Origin of the sequence: Roseicyclus mahoneyensis (assembly GCF_003148775.1) — a bacterium.
Taxonomy (GTDB): Bacteria; Pseudomonadota; Alphaproteobacteria; order Rhodobacterales; family Rhodobacteraceae; genus Roseicyclus; species Roseicyclus mahoneyensis.
In genome coordinates this window covers 52,396-72,812 of the sequence record NZ_QGGW01000004.1, presented here as the reverse complement: position 1 = coordinate 72,812, position 20,417 = coordinate 52,396, and the positions used below count along the sequence as shown (strand labels likewise).

22 protein-coding genes are annotated in these 20,417 nt (G+C 66.3%); 14 read left to right on the top strand and 8 right to left on the bottom strand.

From position 1 onward, the window contains the following. Positions 1-11: 11 nt before the first annotated feature. The 3 genes from C7455_RS09585 to lptF are packed head-to-tail and all read right to left on the bottom strand — an operon-like array spanning position 12 to position 4,425. A complete protein-coding gene (locus C7455_RS09585; RefSeq protein WP_109667697.1) occupies positions 12-2,159 on the bottom strand; it encodes an LPS-assembly protein LptD in 2,148 nt (715 codons plus the stop codon). Next, positions 2,156-3,250: an LPS export ABC transporter permease LptG gene (gene lptG, locus C7455_RS09580; RefSeq protein WP_109668155.1), complete on the bottom strand. Its 1,095-nt coding sequence runs from the start codon at positions 3,248-3,250 to the stop codon at positions 2,156-2,158. Before lptG ends, C7455_RS09585 begins: the two co-directional genes overlap by 4 nt. Further along, positions 3,247-4,425, bottom strand: a complete 1,179-nt coding sequence (gene lptF / locus C7455_RS09575; protein WP_109667696.1) for an LPS export ABC transporter permease LptF — start codon at positions 4,423-4,425, stop codon at positions 3,247-3,249. The genes lptG and lptF overlap by 4 nt, the downstream gene beginning before the upstream one ends. 135 nt (positions 4,426-4,560) lie before the next feature. Between lptF and C7455_RS09570 the strand changes: the two genes are divergently transcribed. Beyond that, entirely contained in the window at positions 4,561-6,027 is a 1,467-nt protein-coding gene (locus C7455_RS09570) for a leucyl aminopeptidase (RefSeq protein WP_109667694.1), read from the top strand. 11 nt (positions 6,028-6,038) lie between these two features. Beyond that, complete coding sequence (locus C7455_RS09565) at positions 6,039-6,497, top strand: DNA polymerase III subunit chi (RefSeq protein ID WP_109667692.1); 459 nt, start codon at positions 6,039-6,041, stop codon at positions 6,495-6,497. On the opposite strand, the gene C7455_RS09560 is transcribed toward C7455_RS09565, so the two are convergent. The 4 genes from C7455_RS09560 to C7455_RS09545 form a co-directional block, all read right to left on the bottom strand. After that, entirely contained in the window at positions 6,494-7,081 is a 588-nt protein-coding gene (locus C7455_RS09560; protein ID WP_342767628.1) for a retropepsin-like aspartic protease family protein, read from the bottom strand. The genes C7455_RS09565 and C7455_RS09560 overlap by 4 nt on opposite strands. Positions 7,082-7,130: 49 nt before the next feature. Further along, positions 7,131-7,757 (bottom strand): MarC family protein, encoded by a 627-nt coding sequence (locus tag C7455_RS09555; protein WP_109667691.1) that lies wholly within the window; start codon positions 7,755-7,757, stop codon positions 7,131-7,133. Between the two features lie 44 nt (positions 7,758-7,801). Continuing rightward, the gene (locus C7455_RS09550) at positions 7,802-8,293 is read right to left on the bottom strand and encodes a cytochrome b (protein WP_170119044.1); all 492 of its coding nucleotides are present in this window, start codon (positions 8,291-8,293) and stop codon (positions 7,802-7,804) included. A gap of 88 nt (positions 8,294-8,381) precedes the next feature. Beyond that, entirely contained in the window at positions 8,382-10,235 is a 1,854-nt protein-coding gene (locus C7455_RS09545) for an ABC-F family ATP-binding cassette domain-containing protein (RefSeq protein ID WP_109667688.1), read from the bottom strand. Here C7455_RS09545 and C7455_RS09540 point away from each other — a divergent pair. The 4 genes from C7455_RS09540 (at position 10,216) to C7455_RS09525 (ending at position 13,230) form a co-directional block, all read left to right on the top strand. Beyond that, on the top strand, positions 10,216-11,550 hold the full coding sequence (locus C7455_RS09540; RefSeq protein ID WP_245904282.1) for a multidrug effflux MFS transporter: 1,335 nt from the start codon (positions 10,216-10,218) through the stop codon (positions 11,548-11,550). The genes C7455_RS09545 and C7455_RS09540 overlap by 20 nt on opposite strands. 73 nt (positions 11,551-11,623) lie before the next feature. Continuing rightward, a complete protein-coding gene (gene ndk / locus C7455_RS09535; protein ID WP_109667686.1) occupies positions 11,624-12,046 on the top strand; it encodes a nucleoside-diphosphate kinase in 423 nt (140 codons plus the stop codon). Between the two features lie 304 nt (positions 12,047-12,350). Further along, positions 12,351-12,602 carry a hypothetical protein gene (locus C7455_RS09530; protein WP_146199971.1) on the top strand — a complete coding sequence of 84 codons (252 nt, stop codon included), beginning with the start codon at positions 12,351-12,353 and terminating at the stop codon, positions 12,600-12,602. Between the two features lie 28 nt (positions 12,603-12,630). After that, positions 12,631-13,230 (top strand): Hint domain-containing protein, encoded by a 600-nt coding sequence (locus C7455_RS09525; RefSeq protein WP_109667683.1) that lies wholly within the window; start codon positions 12,631-12,633, stop codon positions 13,228-13,230. A gap of 83 nt (positions 13,231-13,313) precedes the next feature. Here C7455_RS09525 and C7455_RS09520 read toward each other — a convergent pair whose 3' ends face one another. Continuing rightward, positions 13,314-14,051 carry a hypothetical protein gene (locus C7455_RS09520; RefSeq protein ID WP_109667681.1) on the bottom strand — a complete coding sequence of 246 codons (738 nt, stop codon included), beginning with the start codon at positions 14,049-14,051 and terminating at the stop codon, positions 13,314-13,316. A 104-nt stretch (positions 14,052-14,155) separates the two neighbouring features. On the opposite strand from C7455_RS09520, the gene flgB reads away from it, so the two are divergent. The 8 genes from flgB to C7455_RS09480 all read left to right on the top strand — a co-directional run bounded on the left by flgB (position 14,156) and on the right by C7455_RS09480 (position 20,407). Continuing rightward, on the top strand, positions 14,156-14,542 hold the full coding sequence (gene flgB, locus C7455_RS09515; protein WP_109667679.1) for a flagellar basal body rod protein FlgB: 387 nt from the start codon (positions 14,156-14,158) through the stop codon (positions 14,540-14,542). Next, positions 14,539-14,958, top strand: a complete 420-nt coding sequence (gene flgC / locus C7455_RS09510; RefSeq protein WP_109667678.1) for a flagellar basal body rod protein FlgC — start codon at positions 14,539-14,541, stop codon at positions 14,956-14,958. Before flgB ends, flgC begins: the two co-directional genes overlap by 4 nt. A 28-nt stretch (positions 14,959-14,986) precedes the next feature. Further along, entirely contained in the window at positions 14,987-15,673 is a 687-nt protein-coding gene (locus C7455_RS09505; RefSeq protein WP_109667676.1) for a flagellar hook assembly protein FlgD, read from the top strand. 30 nt (positions 15,674-15,703) lie between these two features. Beyond that, positions 15,704-16,957, top strand: coding sequence for a flagellar hook protein FlgE (locus tag C7455_RS09500; RefSeq protein WP_109667675.1), 1,254 nt, complete (start codon positions 15,704-15,706; stop codon positions 16,955-16,957). A 15-nt stretch (positions 16,958-16,972) separates the two neighbouring features. Beyond that, entirely contained in the window at positions 16,973-17,734 is a 762-nt protein-coding gene (locus tag C7455_RS09495; protein ID WP_109667673.1) for a flagellar hook-basal body complex protein, read from the top strand. A gap of 74 nt (positions 17,735-17,808) precedes the next feature. After that, positions 17,809-18,597 carry a flagellar basal-body rod protein FlgG gene (gene flgG, locus C7455_RS09490; protein WP_109667672.1) on the top strand — a complete coding sequence of 263 codons (789 nt, stop codon included), beginning with the start codon at positions 17,809-17,811 and terminating at the stop codon, positions 18,595-18,597. Between the two features lie 11 nt (positions 18,598-18,608). Beyond that, the gene (locus tag C7455_RS09485) at positions 18,609-19,274 is read left to right on the top strand and encodes a flagellar basal body L-ring protein FlgH (protein ID WP_109667670.1); all 666 of its coding nucleotides are present in this window, start codon (positions 18,609-18,611) and stop codon (positions 19,272-19,274) included. Positions 19,275-19,288: 14 nt separating this feature from the next. Continuing rightward, positions 19,289-20,407, top strand: coding sequence for a flagellar basal body P-ring protein FlgI (locus tag C7455_RS09480; RefSeq protein ID WP_109668150.1), 1,119 nt, complete (start codon positions 19,289-19,291; stop codon positions 20,405-20,407). Positions 20,408-20,417 lie beyond the last annotated feature (10 nt).

Genomic DNA, 20,417 nt, shown 5'->3' with positions numbered 1-20,417 from the left:
GGACCGCCTGCCTAGCGAAGGCAACTGCGGCTGTGGGTGCGGCTCGATCGTTGCGCCCCAAATCCGTTGAGCGAGACGGTCAGCCCGAATTCCGTCGCCGGGGCGACGGTGGTGGAGGTGGTATACCGGCGCGCGACGGAAAATTCCATGTCGACGCATTCGTTGCTGTAACCCAGCGCAAGGCCCGCGCGGGTCGGCGCGCTCTCGACGAAATCGTAGCGCCAGTCGGCCGCGGCGACCCAGCCCCGCTCGATCTCGTATTCGGCGTCAAAAGCCCATTCCCCCATGTCGAGCGGGCGCCCCTCGGCCGGGTCGGCCTGCAGCCAAGTGTAGCTGGTTTCCATCACATGCCGGTCGCCGCGCCACCCCAGCGACAGTTCGTTCGAGGTGAACGAAAAACTGCTGTCGAAGAGCGCCCGGTTGATCACGCGCCACCGGTCCCCTTGGGTGAAATGGGCCGCCAGCAAGAAATCGGACTGGATGCCGTCGAGGCCCGAGCCCGGGGTGTATTGTGCAAGGTCTTCCTGAAACAAGACGATGCCCGCCGTCACGCCCAGCGACCAGCCCAACGGATCGGTGCGGGTATATCCCAGGCCAAGGTTCGCGCGCAGGCCGGCCTCGCGCCGATCCTCACCCGGAAAGCGGTCGAGCGCAAACAGGTTGGCCTCGTCGAATTCCACGATCAGGCTGTCCTCGTTGGGCACCGCCCCGCCCGACACATCCGACCAGACCAGTTGCGCGACGGGTTCCAGCAGATGGGTGACGCCGCTCGCCGTCGTCCGTGCCAGCGGATAGCGCAATTCCACGCCCAGAAACGGCGCGATGCGGGTCTCGGTGCCGCTCAGGGCCGCACCCTGTCGCGTGTTGTAGATATCGGCGTAGAGCGCCCCTTCGAAGGCCAACAGCACGCCTCCCGGCAGAACCGCGTCGCGCCGCCAGTCGACAAAGCCCGAGAGCCGCGCCACGTCCCGCCCGTCCGGCCCGTCCACGTCGGACTGGCGGTAATAGCTCAACCCTTCCAGCCCCATGGTTGCGATGCCACCAAGGCCGCCCGGCACGAACCGACGGGTGTATTCGCCGTGCAGGACCCGGTTGGGCAATATCTCGTTGTCGTCGCCTTCGCGCTGCGAACTGTAGAGCGTGGCGCCGAAACCGAGGTACTCGTCGCGGCTGGCACGGCTGACCCGGAGATAGCTTTCGAGGATATCGGGCGCAGTGAATCCGTAGGTCGTCAGATAACCACGGTCGGAAGCGCCCTGAATACCGAAATCGAGTGTGAACTCACGGGGCAGCGCGAATTGCCCGCGGGCGAAGAGATAGCCGCGCAGATCGGCATCGGTCAGATCGTCGTCGGTGATCGCGCCATCGACCTGAATGGTTCCTGTGCTGAAGGCCTGCCTGTAGCGCAGTTCGACCGTCCGCGTCTCCCCCACCCCGATCCAGGGTGTCAGCGTCACGTCCGCCGACGGGCCGAGCGTAATGAAATAGGGCAGGCGCAGATGCGTGCCGGTGTCGTCATTGGCTCTGAGCGATGGGGTCAGCACGCCATTGGCGCGCTCCAGCGTCGGATCGGGCACGCGCAGGCGCGGAAGATAGGCAACGGGCAGGCCCATCACGCGGAAACTGGCGTCGTCGAAATAGATCTGGCGCTCCAGCCGGTCATGCACGACGCGGCGCGCGCGGATTTCCCACAGGGGCACAGGGTTGTCGAAACAGACCTCGCAAGACGAGGCGACGCCCTGATACATCTGGGTATAGCGGCCATCGGACCGTTCGATCTCGGTCGCGGCGATCTGAAGCTGTCGGTCCAGAACCAGACGGGCGGAGCGCAGGACGCCGTCCTGAAGGTCGGCTGACAACTCCGCGAAATCGGCGAAGATGACCGAGCGGCCAGTCTGTTCGGTCAGTGTGATGGGGCCGGTGACCTGCACCCGGTCGGTCGCGCCGTCATAGATGACCGCAGCCGCACGCAACCGGGCGCCCTGAAAGAAGATCTCCACCCCGCCCTCGGCCCGGATCACCTGATCGGCTTGGGTAAAGCGGATGCTGTCGGCGATCAGCGTGGCGGGCGGTGTCGTCGCGTCCTGCGCACGGGCAGGCAGCGCCAGGATCAGCGCGGCAAGGGCGGTTGCGGCCAGATGACGGGCGGCGGGTCTCATCCGTCCTCCGTGTGCAGCAAGAAGGCCAACGCCATCAAGATCGCCGCCACCGGCGGGGCCCAGGCCACAAGGGCCACGGGCAGTTGCCCGGTCTCGCCCAGAACCTGCGCGAAGGACCGGATGAAAAAGGTGCCGAACCCCAGCAAGATCGCCGCGAGAACCATCACGCCCGTGCGCCCGAACCGCGTGTGGCGCATGGTGAAACCCGCACCGATCAGCACCATCGCGGCCAGCATGAGCGGCGAGGACAGTTCCATCTGCAACCACACGCGGTGTTGCAGGGCCGCAAAGCCCGCATCGTTCAGTTGCGCGATGAAGGCCGGCAATTCATAGAGCGGCACCGTCTCGGGCTTGCCGAAACTGTCGCGGATCTGTTCGCGTGTCAGCGTCGAGGGCAGGCTCAGATGCTCGAAGCTCTCGGCGGCGGCCTCGGGGTTGCCGATGTCCGCCAGCGGCCAGCGACGCACCCCCGACAGGTCCCATGCGCCATCCATCAGAACCGCCTCGCGCGCGTTGATGCGGTTGACCACACGACCCTCGGGATCGAAGGTGAAAAAGCTCGCGTCAAACAGATGCGTGCCATCTGAATTGGTCGCTCCCGCCCGGATCACTGTCTGATCGCCCGCACTGCCCTGCCTGAGCCACAGCCCCTCGGCGCTGACGGAAACGGTGCGTTCCTCGGCCCCCAGATAGCGCGCGCTGCGCAGATCGAATTGCTGCTCGGTGGCCGCCACGATGGGGTTCAGCACGGCAATCACGAGCACGCCCAGCAAGCCCGCCACCACCACCGGCGAGGCGGCTGCCCGCAGCGCCGACCGGCCTGCGGCGCGCACCACCACCAATTCGGAACTGCGCGCGAGACCGAGGAACATCAACAAGGTTCCCAGCAGCACGAACAGCGGGATCATCTCGTAGAGTTTGCCCGGAAGGTTCAGCAGCGCCAGTTCCAGCACCGGGGAAAACCCCTGCTCCGGGCCGATCCGGCGCAACTGTTCGGCCAGATCGAGCGGCAACAAGATTGCCACGAACACCGCCGTGACGATCCCCAGCGCCCGCAGGAAACGGCGCGCGATGTAGAGGTGCAAGATCATGCCGGCACTCCCTGCGGCCCGTGCCGTCGCGGTCTTTTGCGCCGCATCGCCAACCATGTCAGCGCGCCCGTCAACACGGCTGCCACCAGCGGTTGCAGATAGGCAAGGTATTGCAGATCGACATTCCGGATCGCCAAACTCTCCGCCGCGTTCCAGATCATCTGGAGCGGGATCACAAGGCCCACAGCAAGCAAGATCTGTGGCCAGACGCCAAAGCGCGAAAACCCGCCGAGCATCAGGCAGGCAGCCGCGATCAGCGGCGGGAAGATCACGAAGAGCGCGCGTGCGATCCGCTCATGGCCCGCCAGCCGCATGGCCGCCAGCCCTTGCCCAAGCTGGTCTGCGGTCTGGGCATCCGCCGTCAACAAGACCCATGTCGGCAATTCGCGCAGATCGAAGCTGCGAAACCCGCCATCGCCGATCAGCGCGCCGATGTCATAGGTGAAATCCTCGAACCGCACCGTCGACAGGCGCCCGGTCGCGATGTTGAGCGTCTGGGCCAGCCCGTCGAACATGACCAGACGCGGGCCGGTCTCGGATCGCAGCAAAAGCGCGCGCGTCGCGGTATAGGTGGTCTCGCTCTGCGCGTCCGAACGGTCTTGCAAGAACAGGTCGCGGAACTCGCCCAGATCGGTGATCTCGCGGATATAGACCGTCAGACCGGCGGTGGGGTGCAGGAACTGCCCCTCGCGCAGGAAGCGCCCGGTCATGTCCTGCTGGACCTGCTGGCTGCGGTCGATGAACTGCCCGCGCGCGATGGGGGCCAGGAAATTGCCCAAGACGGCCACCACCAGCCCGAGGATCAGGCCGAAGGCCAGAACCGGGCGCAACAGCCGCGCCGCCGACAGGCCGGCGGTCTGCAACACCACCATTTCGCTGTCGCCGATCAGACGGTTGAAGATGTAGAGCGTGGCCACGAATCCCGCGACCGGCAGGACCATGACCATGATCTGCGGCAGGCTCAGCGCGGTGAATTCCAGAAACACCGAAAGGGTCTGCCCATCCGCGATCAGCGAATCGAACAGATCGACGGCTTCGTTGACCCAATAGACCGAGATCAGAACCAGGCTGAAAAAGCCGAACAGAACGACCAACTGGGACAAGATATAGCGGTCATACCGCCCCAAAACGTGACATCCCCCAATATCTTTGACCGGCTGGCAGGCCGATAGCATCGTTTGTAAGACAAACGACCGGCCTGCGCGAGGGTGATCTGGTCAAGGCAAGACACCCGCCCTAGTCTTGCGGCACGCAGGCCACGGCGTCCCGCCCGGCCCCTGCGCATGCCATCGCCACGAGGACCGCGCCCCATGACCAAACCGATTGCCGTCACCTTCACCCAGACCGATCTCGATGCGCTCGCGTCGGCGGAGGGCAATCTGGCCGTGCTTGTGCCGCCCGACGGCAAGCTCGATCCGGCGGGGCGGCGGCTGAACAAGCTGACGCGCGGTGCACTCGCACGTTTGCTGGACAGCGACCGCTGGGAAAAGGTCAAGGTCGGCGAGGGGTTCACGATGGGATTTCCCGTCGGCATCGAGGCCAAGGCGCTGTTGATCGCAAAGCTGCCTCGCCGCCCCTCGTCCGAGGAGGCGCGCAAGGCCGGCGCGGCGCTGGCCAAGTTCAAGGGCGCAGAGGCGCTGACGCTGGCCACGGGTGGAACGACCCGCTTGGCCGATCTGGCGCTTGGCCTTGTTCTGCGGTCCTATGACTTTACCGATCACAAGACCGCACCCGCCGAGGCCCAGAAGGATGCCGTCATCATGGTGTCCGATCCCGATGCCCTGCGCGCCGAGGCAGCCCCGCTGCTGGCGCTGGCCGAGGGCGTGTTCTTCACCCGCGATCTGGTCAACGAGCCCGCCAACATCCTGACCACCAGGGATTTCGCCGACCGTCTCTTTGCAATGCGCGATCTGGGCCTCGAGATCGAGATCCTCGAGGAAGACGAGATGCAGAGCCTCGGCATGGGCGCGCTGCTGGGGGTCGGGCAGGGGTCCGACAGCCCGTCCAAGATCGTGGTGATGCAATGGAAGGGCGGCGCGGACGAGGCGCCGCTTGCCCTGATCGGCAAGGGCGTGGTCTTCGACACCGGCGGTATCAGCCTCAAGCCCGCCGCCGGTATGGAAGACATGACCATGGACATGGGCGGCGCGGGCGTGGTGGCGGGCGTCATGCGCACGCTGGCGCTGCGCAAGGCCAAGGCCAATGTCGTCGGTCTGGTCGGGCTGGTCGAGAACATGCCCGGCCCCAATGCGCAGCGCCCCGGCGATGTGGTGCGCTCGATGAAGGGCGACACGATCGAGGTCATCAACACCGATGCCGAGGGTCGCCTCGTTCTGGCCGATGTGATGTGGTATGCCCAAGACCGGTTCCAGCCCTCGGGCATGATCGACCTTGCCACGCTGACAGGCGCCATCATCATCGCGCTGGGTCATGAGAACGCGGGCGTCTTTTCAAACAACGACGCGCTCTGCGACGCCTTCCTCAAGGCGGCAAAAGCCGAGGGCGAGGGTGCCTGGCGGATGCCGCTGGGGGCTGCCTATGACGAAAAGCTCAAAAGTCGCGTCGCCGACATGAAGAATGTCGGTGGCCGCGACGGGGGCGCGATCACGGCGGCGCAGTTCCTGCAGCGCTTCGTCAAGCCCGAGGTGCCGTGGATCCACCTCGACATCGCGGGGGTCGCCTCGGTGAAATCCGACACCATGCTGGCGCCCAAGGGCGCGACGGGCTGGGGGGTCATGGCGCTGGACAAGATGATCCGCGACCAGTTCGAGGGCTGAGGGGGGCAGGCGTGGCCGAGGTCTTCTTTTACCACCTGACGCAGTCTCCGCTGGAGGGAGCTTTGCGTCTTTTGGTCGAGAAATCGCTGGGCGCGGGCTGGCGCGTCGCGGTGCGGGGGCGGACGGACGCCATGCTCGACCGGCTGGATGCCGCGCTCTGGCTTGGGGATGAGGCGGGGTTCTTGCCGCACGGGCGGGCGGGGGGGGCGCATGACGCGGACCAGCCCGTGTTGCTGACGACCGGGGCCGAGGCTGCGAACCGGCCCGATTGTGTTCTGGCCGTCGAAGGCGCGGAAATCGCGACGGGCGAGTTGGCAAGCCTCAAGCGCGCCATGGTCCTTTTCGATGGGTATCACCCTCAGGCGGTGCAGGGCGCGCGCGACCAGTGGCGTCTCTACAAGGACGCGGGCGTCAAGGCGAAATACTGGTCCGAGGAAAGCGGGCGCTGGACGATGAAGGCGGAAACCTAGCGCTCCAGCACCATGCGCCCGCCTGCAATCTCCAGCCGGTCGAAACGGCGCAGGTAGCTCATGCCCAGAAGGCTCTCGAACAGATCGCCGCCGTTGACCACGGCCCGCACGCCAGTGTCGACATGGGGGCCAAGCGCCACCGTCTCGATCCTGACCGGTGCGGTCGCGACCTGACCGTTGGCGGTCAGCGCCCGGCCAGAAAAGACCAGCGCGTCTTGGCTGATGCCGATGCGCGCGGCATCCTCCGCTGACAGCACCATCTCGGAGGCGCCGGTATCGACGACAAAGCGCACCGGCACGCCGTTCAATTCGAGCGTCAGGTAGAAATGCCCGTCAGGCGCCATGGGAATGACGACCTGCGCGCCGTCCTGCATCAGGGTTTGCCGCGGTGCCACGGTGTCGCGCACATCGGTCCACATGCCCACGGCGACGATCGCACCCAGAAAAATGAAGACCCAGATCGCGGCATGCTGCGCCACGCGGCCCAATTGCCTGCGGTTGGCCACCAGATACCAGCCCGCGATCACCGTGCCCAGCAAAAGCAGGTAGATCATCGATCCGATCTGGTCCCCGGTCATGTCCATGGCACGCGTCCTTTTTGGCTTTCATTGCGCATATAGGGTGGCGCGCGCCTCAGATCACGGCCAGGTCGCGCATTCCGTCGATCACGAACTGCACCGACAGCGCCGCGAGCAACATGCCGAGCAGCCGCGTGACCACGTTGATGCCGGTCGGGCCCAGCAACCGCTCCAGTGGGGCAGCGAGCAGGAACAACGCCATGACCACCACGAGAACGGCCAGCATTACGAGATGCACCAGCAAGACATGGGTGAAATCGCCGCCTTCCTGCCCGGTCAGCAAGATCATCGTGGCAATCGCGCCCGGTCCCGCGATCAGCGGAATGGCCAGCGGAAAGACCGAAGGATCGTCGCGGTGGTCAGCCTCCGCCTGATCGGCCTGACCCTTGCGGCGCGGCCCGCGGCGTTCGAAAAGCATGTCGAGCGCGGTCAGGAACAGCAAGATGCCCCCCGCCATGCGGAACGCGGGCATTGAGATGCCGAGAAAGTTTAGCACCGCTTCGCCTGCCAGCCCGAACAGCGTCAGGATGCCGAAGGCGACGACGCAGGCCCGAATGGCGATGGCGCGGCGCTGGCGCGCGGTCTGGCCGGCGGTCAGCGCCACGAACAAGGGCGCCATGCCGATCGGGTCGATCACGACGAACAATGCCACGAAGGCGGGGATATACAGGGCGAGATCCATGGCTTCGCGCCATGCCCTGCCGCCCGCCCAAGGTCAAGGACCGCTCAGGCGACGGGCCGTGTCATCCGCGCCATCAGATTGGTCTTGAAGATGAACTGGTGGACCAGCGCCGCCACCACATGCAGCGCGATGAGCGCCAGAAGGGCGATTTTCAACACGTTATGGGCCTGCGCGGCCCCTTCGACGCTGTTGAACCACGCCACCGCACCCGAGACGGGCATCAAGATCAGCAGCGCATAGAACCCCCAATGGGTTGCTTGCGCCACGATCTTGAGCGCCGCGTGTTCCGAGGCGGGCGGCGGCGGCGCACCATGGTTCAACCGCAGGCCAAGCCGCACGAAGGTCAGCACCGCGACCAGCGCGCCGGTGGCGACATGCTGTGCCACCAACGGGTTGAACACGACGTCGCGCCCGTCGATCAAGGCCGCCCACGCCACCGACATGCTGTCGTGCAAGATGTATTGCAGCGCGACCAGCACAAGCGTGATCCAGTGAAGCGCGATCTGCGCGCGGGTATATCCGGTGGGCTGGGCCATGGCGGGCGTCCGATCAGGGGTTGCGTTTGACATTGTCAATAAAGTGACCGGCGATTGGGCGCGATAGGGCAGTGTGTCACGCGGTGGCTCAATCGGCCAGCGCGCCTTCCAGCTTTTCGGACGCCGCCAGCCACAGCGCCTCGGCCCGACCAAGGCCGTCCATCACCTCGGCGTATTTCTTCTGCCATGTCGCAAGTTCGCCCGCGCGGCCGTCCTCGTAGAGATCGGGATCGGCAAGTTTGGTGGCCAGCTTGCCGCGCATCTCCTCGATCTTGGCGATCCGCGCCTCGCAGCGCCTGACCTCGGCGCGCAGCTCCTTGACCTGCTCCTGCGTCAGGACGGGTTTTTTCTTTTCCTTGTCTTTCTGAACCTTTGCGGGCTTTTCGTCACCCTTGAGCAGCATCGCCCGATAGGTTTCCAGATCTCCCTCATAGGGGCTGACCGCGCCATCCTTGACCAGCCAGAGGCGGTCTGCGGCAAGGCTGAGAAGATGCATGTCATGGCTGACCAAGATCACAGCGCCGGAATAGGCGGTCAGCGCCTCGACCAGCGCCTCGCGGCTTTCGATGTCGAGGTGGTTTGTGGGTTCGTCGAGGATCAGCATATGGGGCGCGTCAAGCGTCGCCAAGCACAGGGAGAGACGCGCCTTTTGCCCACCCGACAGGCGCCCGACCTCGGTCTCGGCCTGATCTGCGCCAAGGCCGAAGCCGGCAAGGATCGCGCGCAGTTTGGGCGGGGTCACGCCGGGCCGCATGCGCTGGATATGGGCCAGCGGCGTCTCGTCGATGTGAAGCTCATCCACCTGATGCTGCGCGAAATAGCCCACGCGCAGCTTCGAGGACGACGTGACCTTGCCCTCCATAACATGAAGTTTGTCCGCCAAAAGCTTGGAGAGCGTGGATTTTCCCTCACCATTGCGCCCCAGAAGGGCGATCCGGTCATCTTGATCGATCCGAAGCGACAATTTCTTGAGCACGGGCGTGCCGTCATAGCCCACGGCCGCGCCTTCCAGCGCAAGGATGGGGGGCGACAGCTGGTCTGGCGCGGGAAAGGTGAAGACGGTGCGCGCCGCATCCTCGGGGGCGCGGATCGGCGTCATCTTTTCCAGCATCTTGACGCGCGATTGCGCCTGTTTGGCCTTGCTCGCCTTGGCCTTGAACCGGTCCACGAAGGATTGCAGATGCGCGCGCTGGAGGTCCTGCTTCTTGGCCGCCGCCGTCAGGATCGCGCGCGCCTCGGCCCTCGCGCGGGCGAAATCATCGTAGCCGCCGGTGTAGAGCGTCAGCTTGCGGTTCTCGAGGTGCAAGATGAAGCCCACGGCCCGGTTCAGGAGTTCCCGGTCGTGGCTGATGATGAGAACCGTGTGCGGATAGCGCGCCAGATAGCTTTCCAGCCAAAGCGCGCCTTCGAGGTCGAGGTAGTTGGTGGGTTCGTCCAGAAGCAGCACATCGGGCTGCGAGAACAACACGCCCGCCAGCGCCACGCGCATCCGCCAGCCGCCCGAAAAGGCGGAGCAGGGCATGCGCTGTTCCTCGTCGGTGAAGCCCAGACCCTTGAGGATGGAGGCCGCGCGCGCCTCGGCAGACCAGGCGTCGATGTCTTGCAGGCGGGTCTGGATCTCGGCCATGCGGTGGCCGGTGGCGCCCTCGGCCTCGGCCATCAGGCTTGCGCGTTCCTCATCGGCGGCGAGAACCGTGTCGATCAGCGACACCTCGCTGCCGGGCACCTCTTGCGCGACGCCGCCGATGCGGGCGCGCGACGGCAATTCGATGCTGCCGCCATCGAGCACCAGTTCGCCCCGGATCAGCTTGAACAGCGTGGTCTTGCCCGCGCCGTTGCGGCCCACGATGCCGACCTTGTGGCCTGCGGGAATCGTGGCGCTTGCCCCTTCGAACAGGGGGCGGCCGGCGACGGAATAGGAGATGTCTTTGATGCGCAACATGGGCGCGATGTGGCAGGGTGGGCCCGCGTGGTCAATGCCATGTTCGGGCCTGCTCTGGCGCGGCAGCTCGGGGGGTGGTAGCGCAGACGCGTTCGACCTGTTCAGGACCCCCGCCGCCGTGATCGCGCCTGCCCGCACCCCGCCTCATCTCGGCACGATGATCTTGCTGGTTGCGATGGTGGTTCTGACGCTCAACATGTTTCTGCCCGCCCTGCCGCACATGGCAGAAGACTTCGGCGTCAGCGAGGCGACGATGGGGCTGGCGGTGTCGGCCTATATGGTGGCGGCGGGCGTGTTGCAGCTGATCCTTGGGCCGATCTCGGATCTGCTGGGACGACGGCGGGTGATTCTCGTCGCGGTGGCGGTCTATGCGCTGGCGTCGCTCGGGGCGGCTGTGGCGACGGATTTCAGTGTCTTTCTGGCGTGCCGTCTGGTGCAGGCGCTGGTGCTGGCGGGCAGCGTGGTGGGGCTGGCGGCGCTGCGCGACATGTATACGACACGCGAGGCGGCGGGAAAGATGGGTACGATCGCCGCTGCCATGGCCATCGCGCCGATGATCGGCCCGACCTTTGGCGGCGTGCTGGATACGCTGATCGGCTGGCGCGCTATCTTTGCGCTCTATGCGGGGTTGGGGGCGGCATGTCTTGTGCTGTGCTGGTTCGACTGGGGCGAAACGCGCGTGCAGGTGCGGCGCAGCCCGCAAGAACAGATGGCGGCCTATCGCGCGCTTTTGGGGTCCGGCCTGTTCTGGGCCTATGCGATGTGCACCGGTGTCTCTGTCGGCACCTTCTACATCTTCCTGACGGGCGCGCCCTTCGTGGCGCAGGCGAGTTTCGGCCTGTCGACGACATGGATCGGTGTCGGGCTGGGGTCGATCACGGGCGGCTACATGATCGGGTCGACGGTCACCGCCCGACTCGCGCCGCGGCTCGGCGTGAGTGTGTTGATTCTGACAGGTCGCAGCTTTGCGCTGGCGGGGCTGTGCGTGGGGGCGGGTTTGTTCCTGATCGGCGTGTCGCATCCGATGGTGCTGTTCGGGGCCACGATCTGCGTGGGACTGGGAAACGGCCTGACGATCTCCAACACCAATGCAGGCCTGATCTCGGTACGGCCCGATCTCGCGGGCAGTGCCGCGGGCCTGTCGGGCGCGCTGCAACTGTTCGGCGGCGCGGTGCTGACGGGGCTGACGCTGCCGTGGATGGCGGCGGGGGCCACTCCGCTGCGCCTGCTTGCGCTGATGATCGTGGCCTCTGTCGTGGCATTGGGCCTGGCGGTGCTGGCCGCCCGCGGGGCGGCGCGGCAGCCGCAAGAATGACGCCTTTCCAAGCGTCGCGGTGCATGCTACCCGGCGCGCAAACCCCATCCCTCATGCAGGCGAGACACCTCACATGGCCATTCAGCGCACCTTTTCCATCATCAAGCCCGATGCCACCAAGCGCAATCTTACCGGCGCGATCAACGCGAAGATCGAGGCGGCGGGCCTGCGCATCATCGCGCAAAAGCGCATTCACATGACCCCGGCGCAGGCCGGTCATTTCTACGCTGTCCACAAGGAGCGCCCCTTTTACGGTGAGCTGTGCGAATTCATGGCCTCGGAACCCGTTGTCGTGCAGGTGCTGGAAGGCGAGAACGCCATCGCAAAATACCGCGAAGTGATGGGCGCGACCGATCCGGCCGAAGCCGCAGCGGGCACGATCCGCAAGGATTTCGCCGTGAGCAAGGGCGAGAACTCGGTCCATGGCTCCGACGCGCCGGAAACCGCTGCCGAAGAAATCGCCTATTTCTTCGCCGGTCTTGAACTGGTCGGCTGAAACCGCCCGGGAATCATCACATTGACAAAGGGCTGTCCCATTGGGGGCGGCCCTTTTTCTTTGATCCTTCGCGCAAGTCCCGCACGCAGGTTCAGGGCGCGATCTCGACCCTTTGGCGCGGCGAAAGGTATCTAAAGTTAAACATGCCCATCGAAGGGTGGATGATATGCGATTTCGGACCCGGTCGTCATACCCATATCCACGCGCGTCATACTCTCCGCTTTCGTAGTGTCTGCTCATGGCGACACGGATCCCTCCGGATGCCGCCGCCACGACACACACGTCAGACCACGGAGAGAACACCATGGCCAACACTGCACGTTTTGACAGCTTTCACTCGACCTTCGACACGAGCGTGCCGTCTGCAGTGTTGTCGCGGCACACCCATCTCTTCTGGGTCGTGATCGCCACGCTGGCGGGTATCGCTGCGGTGGTGATGACGTTCTTCACCTTCCAGTCGATCGATCCGATGGTCGCAGGTCTGATGGACAACCTCTCCAGCGTGACCCATGCGCGCAACGCAAACGGTTTCTTCACACTTCCTGCCGTGAACTGAGCCAGCACCCCTGTCAGGAGGCTTCGAGATGATCCCTGTTCTGCGCCACGACTTTCCCATCGCCACCGAACGCCGCCAGGTGTTGCCCGCAGCCCTGCCTTTTGCCTGCGGACTTGCCGCCGGGACGAGGGTTGAAACGGCCGATGGCCTTGTCGCGGTCGAGGATCTGGTACCCGGTCAGCTGCTCGAGACGACGGAAGGTCACCAGCCTTTGCTGCGTCTGCTGCGCTGCCTGCCCGGCTCGCCTTCCGCGACCTCGCAGGTCATGCTGCCCGCCGGTATTCTTGGCCGCGGCAAGCCCCTGATCCTCGCGGCCGAGCAAGAGATTGTTGTATCCGGCTGGATCGCCGAGCTGCATTTCGGCGCTGATGCGGTGACGCTGACGCCTGCCATGTTGCTGCGGCAGGGTCTGGCCCGCGTCGTCGGTCCGGCGCAGGAAACCAGCCTCTACATGCCGGTCGTTGCGCGGCCCTCCGCCGTTTATGCAGGCGCACTCGCGTTGACCATCGCGTGCGTTGGCGGTGAGACCGCGCAAGATCACGACGCGGCCCTACCCGGCACGATCGAGCTTAATGATGCGGAGGCGGCACTTGTCCTGTCGCTGCTCGGGGCGGCCACGCTGCACTGATAGATATCTTTCAAGCCCATCCGGGCGTTTGTTGCGACACCACGGTGCGAGGCTCTCGCACCGTGTTTTCGTTTTTGCCTGCGTTAGCCCTGCGCGCGCGCGTCGTCCCCACCGGGCTGCCCGCTGTCCGTGGGGGTGTCTTCGTCGCCGCCAAGCTGCGCGAGAAGATCGAAGGGATCGGCTGCCGCACCGGCGGAGGGAGCCATTTTTGCCGGGATGTCCTTGTCATCGCCAAGCTCCGACAGCAAGGCGAAGGGATCTTCCATCTCTGAGGGGGCGATTGTCGCCTCGTCCGTCGAAGGGTCGTCGCCCCCAAGTTCCGACAGCAGGGCGAAGGGATCGACCGCCGCTGCAGGCGGCGGCGGGGCGGGTGGCTCTTCCGGAGCCGACAGCGCGCTCAGCATGCCGAAGATCGACGGGTCCGAGGGATCGAGGGTGTTCAGCGTAATCGCCCGGGCGCGGGGCGCGGGCTTGGGCGGCGGCTCGGGTGTCGGTACCGGCTCCGGGGGGGGCAGGTTGACCGGTTTGGCCGTCTTTCGCACGCGCTTGACGGGTGCAGGGGCGGGGGGCTGCGCGCCCTCCAGCCCGTCGGCGATCAGCCGCAACCGCAAGCGCAGCGCCAGCAGGCGCGCCTCGGGTGTGCGCAGCCCGGCCGAGGCCTCGGCCAGCAGGTCCAGCGCCTCGGGCGCGGGCAGGACGCGCAGGCGCTCGTGCAACCGCTTGAGCGCTCGTGGCAGGGCGGTCTTGCGCCGCGCGCGCACGGGCACCGCGATCGGCGCGGGCGGGCTTTCGGTCGGGTGGTCCTCGGGGCTTTGGGTCATCTTCAAACTCCGCACGGGGCATTTGGCACGGCGGTTGCAAGTTCCGGACCAGACGGGCGCGCGCCCGGCCAAAAAACCCGCAAGACCCCGATACCGGACCCAAGATGACCTCGATCCGCGATCACCTGGCGCTTCATGCCACCGCCCTGCAATTGCGCGAGACACGCAACGGCGTGCTGATGTCCAACCTCGCCAATGCGGCGACGCCGGGCTTTCAGGCGCGGGATTTCGATTTCCAGACCACACTTGCCGCGCGGGTGGGTGCGGGCGGCGCACTTGCCATCAGCGACGCGCGCCACATCGCAACCGGCGGTGCCACGCCCGGCCAGCTTGGCTACCGGGTGCCGGTCACACCCGCGCTTGACGGCAACACGGTCGAGGCGGGCGTCGAACAGATGGAATTCGCCGAGAACACCCTGCGCTACCAGACCAGCCTGATGTTTCTGAACCGCCGCATCTCGGGCCTGATGCGCGCCATGCGAGGAGAATGAGGATGACAATCGAAAATGTCTTCGACGTGGCGGGCCGCGCGATGTCGGCCCAGATGGTGCGGCTGAACACCGTCGCCACCAACCTTGCCAACATGGGCGCCGTCAGCGGCACCGAGGAAGGCGCTTTTCGCCCGATCCGGCCGGTGTTCCGCAGCGAATATGACAGCGCGGTGGGGCAGACCGGGCTTGCGACCGTCACGGTCGACAGCATCGTCCCGCTCGACCGGGCGCCCGAACGCATTCACATGCCCGAACATCCCGACGCCGACGCCGACGGCTACATCTTCCGCGCCTCCGTCAACCAGGAGGAAGAGATGGTCGAGATGATGGATGCCAGCCGCCAGTACCAGACCACGCTCGAGGCCGTCTCGACGCTGCGCACCTTGATGGCGCGCACCATGTCGATGGGCCAGTGACCCCAATTCCCGCCAGAAAGCCCACGCCATGACGCTCAGCCCGACCACCTTGTCCAATGCCGCCGGCGGCCTGCGCGATGCGCAGTCTCTGGTCCAGACCCGCACCAGCGGCACCTCCGATCTGGGGCAGGGCGATTTCTTGCTGCTGATGACCACGCAATTGCAAAACCAGGACCCGTTCGCGCCGATGGAAAACGGCGAGTTTCTGGCCCAGATGGCGCAGTTCTCGACCGTGTCGGGGCTGGAATCGGTCAACCAGACCTTGGGCATGATCTCGGGCCAGATCGGCGGCAGCCGCATCGCCACGGGGGCCTCTCTGCTGGGTCAGCAGGTGCTGGTGCCCGGCACGCTGGCGCGGCCCGACGATCAGGGCGCCATCCACGGGGTCGTCGAATTGCCCGAAAGCGTCACTGCGCTCAGCGTGCGATTCATCGACCCCGACACCGGCGAGACCCTGCACACGCGCGAACTTGGCCCGCAGCAGGCCGGGCTGGTCGGGTTTTCATGGGATGCCGTCCCCGATGCCATTGCCGCCGACCGCCGCCCCCTGCGCTTGCAGGTCATCGCCGAGGGCGCAGGCGGTCCGCTGGCGCTTGGCCCCTCTGTCTATGCCCGTATCGTGGGCGTCCAACTGCCCCAGACCGGCAGCGACCTGATGCTCAACATCGAGGACTACGGGGTTCTGAGCAGCCTCGAGGTCAACGCGCTGCGCTGACCGCCCCCCATATTTAAAGGAGACAGCCCCATGTCCTTTCTCACCGCTCTGTCGGGTCTGAACGCGGCGCAGGCCGACATCTCGACCACGTCGAACAACATCGCCAACGTCGGCACCGTGGGGTTCCACGGCAGCCGCGCGGCCTTCGCCGACATCTATACCTCGTCGCCCCTGTCCAATCCCGCGACCCAGATCGGGGCTGGCACACGCGTGACCGGGATCGAGCGCAGCTTTTCCCAAGGCGCGGTCACGGTCACGTCCAATACGCTGGATCTGGCGCTGCAAGGCCCCGGCTTTTTCCGTCTGCAGACCGACGCCGCGGGCGGGCAGGCCGTCTATACCCGTGCGGGCGCCTTCGGGATCAATGCCGCCGGGCAGGTCGTGAACGCGGCCGGTCACCATCTGGCGGTCTATCCCACCGCCGAGGATGGCGCGCCGCTGAGCTTGCAGGCCACGCGTGCCCTGACCGTGCCCATGACCCGTGGCGAGACGACGGCGACCGCGCGCGTCGATATGTCCGTGCGCTTGCCGTCCGGTGCCGGTGGACAGGGCAGTCAGGGCGCGGTGCCACCTGCACCCTTCGACGCGGCCGATCCCGCCACCTACGCCTTCGCCACACCCGTCAACCTGATCGACGCCGACGGCCGCCCGCGCGAGGCGATGGTCTATTTCGTCCAGACCGACGTGCCCGACGTGGCTGACCCCGCCACCCGCTACGAGATGCGGCTGGTCGTCGACGGTGCGGAATCCGTGCCCGAGGGCGGCGCGGCCCCGGTTCTGGAGTTCGACGCCGATGGCGCGCTTGCGGCAGGCAGCGGTCTTGGCGTGTTTTCATCCTTCGGCTCGGACCTGACGCTGGATCTTTCCGGCTCGACCCTGGGCGGCGCGGCCTTCGGTGTCGCCGGGATGCAAAGCGATGGCGAGATGCCGCGCGCGCTTTCGGGTCTCGAGGTCGACCAGTCGGGTGTCGTCTGGGCCAGCTACGGCGGCACCGAGGCGATTGCGCTGGGCAAGATCGCGGTGGCCAATTTCACCAACCCCGGCGGCCTTCGCAGCCTTGGTGACAGTTCCTACGCGCAGACCCGCGACAGCGGGCCGGCAAGCTTTGGCGAGGCGATGGTCGACGGGTTCGGTCAGATCCGCTCGGGCGCGCTGGAACAATCCAACGTCAACCTGACCGAGGAACTGGTGAACCTGATCACCGCGCAGCGCAACTACCAGGCCTCGGCCAAGGCGCTCGAGACCAATCAGGCGCTGTCGCAAACCATCATGAACATCCGCTGATAGGGGGCCTGCGCCATGGACCGGATGATCTACACGGCGCTGAACGCGCTGGCGGGCAACCGCGATGCACGTCTGAGCCAGGCGCAGAACCTCGCCAACATGCAGGTGCCGGGCTACCGGCGCGACCTGCCCAATGACGGGCAGACGCGGTTTCTCGAACAGGCGGGCGCGCTGAATGTGCGCGCCTTTCAGGTCGAACGCGGCGTGACGCGCGTGTCGCAGACCCCGGGCGACTTGCGCCAGACGGGGGCCGATTTCGACGTCGGCATCGACGGGAATGGCTGGTTCTTTGCCCAGCCCGACGGCGGCGCGCCCGCGCTCAGCCGTCGCGGCGATCTGCGCCGGGACATCGACGGCACGCTGCGCAACGGTGCGGGTGACGCGATGCTGGGGGCCGATCTGGCGCCCATCGTGCTGCCCCAGATGCGGTCGATGTCGATCACCGATCTGGGCGAGATATGGATCGAGCCGCTGGACGGCGAACCGGGTGAGACGGTGATGGCGGGCATGCTGGCCACGGTCGGCGACACCGGCGACTTTGCCCTGCAACGTGACCTTGACGGCCGCATCCGCGGCGAAGACGGCGCGCTGCCTGCCGCCGATCAGGCCGCCTTGGTCCGCCAAGGCGTGCTCGAGACGAGCAACGTCAATGCCGTCGAAGAGATGCTGACCGGCATCGAACACCAACGCGGCTTTGAGATCGGGATGCGGATGATCCTGGCCGCCCGCGAGCTGGACGAGGCGGGCGCGCGCATCTTGCAGGCGCCAGCGACCTGACACCCTATCACACGGGGCGCTTGGCACGGCGGTTGCAACAGCTTGGGTGACCCATCCCTGTCGGAGGACCCCAAATGTCTGCCAGCGCCATGCACGTCGCCATGACCGGCCTGAATGCCCAGCAGTCGCGCATTCAGGTGATCTCGAACAACCTTGCGAACGTGAACACCACCGGCTTCCGCAGGGATCGCGCGCATTTCGAGACGCTCCTTTATCAGGAATACCGCCCTGCGGGCGCGCAGACCTCCGAAGGGACGGCGATGACCTCGGCGCTTGCGCTGGGCACCGGGGTGCGCATGGTGGCGACCGAAAAGATCCACACCCAAGGCAGCCTGACCACGACCGACAACGCGCTGGATCTTGCGATCGAGGGCGACGGCTTCTTGCAGGTGCTGATGCCCGACGGGCAGATCGGCTACACCCGCAACGGCGCGCTGTCGCGCAATGCCGAGGGCGTGCTGACCACCTCCAGTGGCTACGTCCTGCAACCCGAAATCCAGATTCCCGAGGATGCGATGTCGATCTCGGTCTCGCGCGACGGGATCGTCAGCGTGCTGCAACCCGGCGACATCGACCCGGTCGAACTGGGCCAGATCACGCTGGCGCGCTTTTCCAACCCGCGCGGCCTGACGCCGGTGGGCGAGACCTTTTTGATGGAAAGCGTGGCCTCGGGCCCGGCCATCGTGGGCGAGCCGATGGCCGATGGCGCGGGCGCGATCCGGCAAGGCGCGCTTGAATCCTCGAACGTCAACGTGGTGCAGGAGCTGGTCGAGATGATCGAGGCTCAGCGCGCCTACGAGATCAATTCCCGCTCCATCTCGGCCGCTGACGAGATGATGCGCTACCTGTCCAACAAGCTGTGAGCCCCCGTATCATGACCCGTTCCACCCCCCTTGCCATGCTGGCGGCCCTGTCGCTCGCCGCCTGTTCCGAAACCGTGCAGGACCGCATCGCCGCCGACTGGGCGCCGGTCTACCCTGTGCCCGCGATCGAGACGACACGGCAGATGCCGACCGGCGCGATTTATTCAGAAACCGCCCCCGGCCTTTTCGCCGCCGACCGCCGCGCGGCGCAGGTGGGCGACATCCTGACCGTGGATTTCACCGAGCGATTCAGCGGTCGCGACGTGCAGGGCACCAGCCTGTCGCGCAGCGACGCCTCGTCGATCACCCTGCCCAGCGGGTTGCCCTTCGGCATCAACGATGCCGATCTGACCATGGGCGCCGAGCGCAGCTTTTCCGGCAGCGGCACCACCACGCAATCCAATTCGCTGACCGGGCGTGTCTCGGTCACGGTGGTCCGCGTTCTGCCCGGCGGCAATCTCGAGGTGCAGGGCCAGCGTCGGCTGACGATGACGAGCGGGGTGGAATATGTCCGCCTGCGCGGCGTCGTGCGCCCCTCGGACATCTCGCCTGACAATGTGGTCCGCTCCGACCGGCTGGCGCATGCCGAGATCGAATATGTCGGCGCCGGTCCCGCCTCGGATGCCGCGCGTCAGGGCTGGATGCGTCGGCTCGTCGACACGGCGTCGCCGCTGTGACCGGGGGGATCGCCATGCGCCGTCTTGTCCTTGCCCTCATGACTGTCCTTGCCGCCGCTGGCCCAGCCAGCGCCGACCGCCTGCGCGACATGGTGTCGGTCGCGGGCCTCAGATCCAACCCGCTGGTGGGCTACGGCCTTGTCGTCGGCCTCTCCGGCTCGGGCGATGGCAATGCGCAGCTGACGCGGCAATCCATCCAGTCCATCGTCTCGCGGCTGGGTCTCGAGGTCGAGGCGACCGCTTTGGACGCCCGCAACGCCGCCGCTGTCATGGTGACGGCCGAATTGCCCCCCGCGATGCGGCCGGGCCAGCAGATCGACGTCACCGTCTCGACGCTGGGCCGGGCCGAAAGCCTGCAGGGTGGCACGTTGTTGATGACCCCACTTCTGGGCGCGGATGGCGAGGTTTATGCCATCGCGCAGGGCAATCTTGTGGTCGGCGGCTTGGGCGTCAGCGCACGCGACGGCTCGTCCTTGACGGTGAACATCCCGACCGTGGGCCGCATCCCCGGTGGCGGCACGGTGGAGCGGCTGGTCGAAACCCCGTTCCTTGAGGCCGATTATCTGGTGCTCAACCTCAACCGTGGCGATTTCCAGACCGCGGCCGCGGTGCAAGATGCGATCAATGGCGTCTTCGGCGGGGGGGTCGCGCTGGCGCTCGACAGCACCTCGATCCGGGTGCGCGCGCCGTCGAACCCGTCGGACCGCGTGGCCTTCATGGGCATGCTCGAACAGATCGAGGTCGAACCCGCAGGCCCCGCCGCGCAGGTCATCGTGAACGCGCGCACCGGCACCGTCGTCATCGGCGGCCCGGTCCGGGTGACGCCCGCGGCCGTCTCGCATGGCTCGCTCACGGTGCGGGTAAACGAGAATTTCAACGTCGATCAGGCCGCCACGGTCGTTAACGGCGCAGGCGGCACGGTCGTGGTGCCGGGCGAGGCGGTGGTGACGCCCGACAGCGAGATCGTGGTGGATCAGGAGCCGGCCGTTGCCTTCGTCTTCGATCCCGGCGTGTCGCTGTCCGATCTGGTCGATGCGATCAACGCGGTTGGCGCGAGCCCCGCGGATCTGGTGGCGATCCTCGAGGCGCTGCACCATTCCGGCGCGCTGCGCGCCGCGCTGATCGTGATCTGAGGGGATAGAC

Coding starts and splice junctions, on each gene's coding strand:
- C7455_RS09585 (WP_109667697.1), bottom strand. CDS start 2,159: ATGAGACCCGCCGCCCGTCATCTGGCCGCAACCGCCCTTGCCGCGCTG.
- lptG (WP_109668155.1), bottom strand. CDS start 3,250: ATGATCTTGCACCTCTACATCGCGCGCCGTTTCCTGCGGGCGCTGGGG.
- lptF (WP_109667696.1), bottom strand. CDS start 4,425: ATGCTATCGGCCTGCCAGCCGGTCAAAGATATTGGGGGATGTCACGTT.
- C7455_RS09570 (WP_109667694.1), top strand. CDS start 4,561: ATGACCAAACCGATTGCCGTCACCTTCACCCAGACCGATCTCGATGCG.
- C7455_RS09560 (WP_342767628.1), bottom strand. CDS start 7,081: ATGGACATGACCGGGGACCAGATCGGATCGATGATCTACCTGCTTTTG.
- C7455_RS09555 (WP_109667691.1), bottom strand. CDS start 7,757: ATGGATCTCGCCCTGTATATCCCCGCCTTCGTGGCATTGTTCGTCGTG.
- C7455_RS09550 (WP_170119044.1), bottom strand. CDS start 8,293: ATGGCCCAGCCCACCGGATATACCCGCGCGCAGATCGCGCTTCACTGG.
- C7455_RS09540 (WP_245904282.1), top strand. CDS start 10,216: ATGTCTTTGATGCGCAACATGGGCGCGATGTGGCAGGGTGGGCCCGCG.
- C7455_RS09545 (WP_109667688.1), bottom strand. CDS start 10,235: ATGTTGCGCATCAAAGACATCTCCTATTCCGTCGCCGGCCGCCCCCTG.
- ndk (WP_109667686.1), top strand. CDS start 11,624: ATGGCCATTCAGCGCACCTTTTCCATCATCAAGCCCGATGCCACCAAG.
- C7455_RS09530 (WP_146199971.1), top strand. CDS start 12,351: ATGGCCAACACTGCACGTTTTGACAGCTTTCACTCGACCTTCGACACG.
- C7455_RS09525 (WP_109667683.1), top strand. CDS start 12,631: ATGATCCCTGTTCTGCGCCACGACTTTCCCATCGCCACCGAACGCCGC.
- C7455_RS09520 (WP_109667681.1), bottom strand. CDS start 14,051: ATGACCCAAAGCCCCGAGGACCACCCGACCGAAAGCCCGCCCGCGCCG.
- flgB (WP_109667679.1), top strand. CDS start 14,156: ATGACCTCGATCCGCGATCACCTGGCGCTTCATGCCACCGCCCTGCAA.
- flgC (WP_109667678.1), top strand. CDS start 14,539: ATGAGGATGACAATCGAAAATGTCTTCGACGTGGCGGGCCGCGCGATG.
- C7455_RS09505 (WP_109667676.1), top strand. CDS start 14,987: ATGACGCTCAGCCCGACCACCTTGTCCAATGCCGCCGGCGGCCTGCGC.
- C7455_RS09500 (WP_109667675.1), top strand. CDS start 15,704: ATGTCCTTTCTCACCGCTCTGTCGGGTCTGAACGCGGCGCAGGCCGAC.
- C7455_RS09495 (WP_109667673.1), top strand. CDS start 16,973: ATGGACCGGATGATCTACACGGCGCTGAACGCGCTGGCGGGCAACCGC.
- flgG (WP_109667672.1), top strand. CDS start 17,809: ATGTCTGCCAGCGCCATGCACGTCGCCATGACCGGCCTGAATGCCCAG.
- C7455_RS09485 (WP_109667670.1), top strand. CDS start 18,609: ATGACCCGTTCCACCCCCCTTGCCATGCTGGCGGCCCTGTCGCTCGCC.
- C7455_RS09480 (WP_109668150.1), top strand. CDS start 19,289: ATGCGCCGTCTTGTCCTTGCCCTCATGACTGTCCTTGCCGCCGCTGGC.